Source organism: Streptomyces spongiae (genome assembly GCF_009377185.1).
Taxonomy (GTDB): Bacteria; Actinomycetota; Actinomycetes; order Streptomycetales; family Streptomycetaceae; genus Streptomyces; species Streptomyces spongiae.
In genome coordinates, this window is the sequence record NZ_VJZC01000954.1 from 1 (window position 1) to 2,215 (window position 2,215).

Annotated in this window: 2 protein-coding genes; both read left to right on the forward strand. The window is 69.8% G+C overall.

What is annotated here, in order from left to right:
• The first annotated feature begins 218 nt into the window (after positions 1-218).
• Entirely contained in the window at positions 219-1,106 is an 888-nt protein-coding gene (locus FNH08_RS49090; protein ID WP_152778421.1) for a sugar phosphate isomerase/epimerase family protein, read from the forward strand.
• 48 nt (positions 1,107-1,154) lie between these two features.
• The gene (locus FNH08_RS49095; protein WP_152778423.1) at positions 1,155-2,174 is read left to right on the forward strand and encodes a Gfo/Idh/MocA family protein; all 1,020 of its coding nucleotides are present in this window, start codon (positions 1,155-1,157) and stop codon (positions 2,172-2,174) included.
• Positions 2,175-2,215 lie beyond the last annotated feature (41 nt).

Genomic DNA, 2,215 nt, shown 5'->3' on the forward strand with positions numbered 1-2,215 from the left:
GGGGAGGGAGGTGGGGGTGTGCCCCGACACTACGACGCCGGGCGAACTCCGCCCAAGAGCATCCCGGCGCACGGATGACGAGAAAAAGACGAGGCCGATGACGGGTAATTGATGGATTCCACGTCTTCAGCATCGCCGTGCACGCACCTAGTCTTTCGACTCGGAACCGGGCGCGCAGCGGTCGCCAACCCCGACTGGAACCACCGAAAGGCCACGGCATGAACACCCAGCAGTTGAACCGGATCGCCGGTGCCCCCATCTCCTGGGGGGTGTGCGAAGTCCCCGGCTGGGGCTACCAGTTGACGCCCGACCGTGTCCTGAAGGAGATGCGCGAGGTCGGCCTGGCCGCCACCGAGTTCGGCCCCGAGGGCTTCCTGCCCGGCGCACCGGACGCCATGGCCCAGGTCCTCGCCCACCACGACCTCCAGGCCATCGGCGGCTTCACCCCGCTCCTGCTGCACGTCCCCGGGCAGGACCCGGTGCCCGAGGTGGAACAGCTCCTGGAGAGCTACGCGGCCTCGAACGCGGACGTCCTCGTGCTGTCGGCCGTCACCGGCCAGGACGGCTACGACTCCCGCCCCGAGCTCGACGCTGACGGCTGGAAGCTGCTGCTGTCCAACCTCGACCGCCTGACCGCCGTGGCCGCCGAACGCGGTGTACGAGCCGTCCTGCACCCGCACGTCGGCACGATGATCGAGAACGGCGACGAGGTGCGGCGCGTCCTGGAGCACTCGTCGATCTCGCTCTGCCTCGACACCGGGCACCTGCTCATCGGCGGCACCGACCCGGCCGAGCTCACCCGTCAGGCACCCGAACGGATCGCCCACACCCATATGAAGGACGTGGACGCCTCCCTCGCCGCCAAGGTCCAGTCCGGCCGCGTGACCTACACCGACGCCGTGCGCGACGGCATGTACCGCCCGCTCGGCGCGGGTGACGTCGACGTCGAGGCCATCGTGACCCACCTCAGCGCACATGGGTACGACGGCTGGTACGTCCTGGAGCAGGACACCATCCTCACCGAGGAGCCCCGGCACAAGGGTCCGGTCGAGGACGTGTGGGCCAGCGTCGAACACCTGCGCTCGGTGCTGAGTGGCACCGCGTAGAACGGCACCACAGGCCAGCTGACGTCCACAGCAGGGAGACATCGGGCCATGCCGTCTCAGCGAGCACTTGGCGTTGCCGTCGTAGGCACCGGGAAGATGGGCGCGGACCATGTGCGCAGACTGCATCAGGTCGTCAGCGGCGCACGCGTGACGGCCGTCGTCGACATCGAGGTGGAGCGCGCCAGGACGCTCGCCGAGGGCATCGACGGCTGCACCGCGTACACCGACCCCACGGCCGCCATGGCGGCACAGGACGTGGACGCCGTCCTCATCGCCTCGCCGGGACCCGCCCACGAGGCGGCCCTGCTCGAAGCCCTGCGCCGTGATCTCCCGGTGCTGTGCGAGAAGCCGCTCACCCCCGACGCGGCCTCGGCGCTGCGGGTGATGGACGCCGAGCAGAAGCTGGGCCACCGCCGCATCCAGGTGGGCTTCATGCGGCGGTACGACGCCGAGTACATGAAGCTCGAACGCCTGCTCCGCAGCGGGCAGTTGGGCAACACACTCATGCTGCACCACCGGCACCGCAACCCGGCCATGCCGCCCTGGTTCACCAACGAGATGCTCATCAACGACTCGGTGGTGCACGAGATGGACGTGACCCGCTGGCTCCTCGACCAGGAGATCACAGCCGTCACCGTGCTCAAGCCGGCCCCGTCGTCGTACGCGCCCGAAGGCATGGACGACCCCCAGTTCGTCCTCTTCGAAACGGAGTCGGGGGCGCTCGTCGACGTCGAGATCTTCGGTCACTGCGGCTACGGCTACCAGGTGCAGGCCGAAGCGGTGTGCGAGCGGGGCACCGTACGCATCGGTGACGAGTCCGGGCCGTGGCTCAGCGCCGACGGCCGGTGGGGCGGCGCTGTCACGCCGGACTATCTGGAACGCTTCGCGGACGCGTACGACCGTCAGGTCCAGGCGTGGGTGGACGCCACCCGGCGCGGCGAGGTCACCGGACCGAGCGTGTGGGACGGCTACGCGGCGGCGGCCGTGTGCGAGGCGGGTGTGTCGGCCCAGCGGGACGGGCAGCGCGTCGAGGTTGAGCTGATCGAACGGCCGGCTCTCTACGAGTAGGTCGGACGGCAAGCACAGGAGGGGGTGGCGCCGGTCGGCGC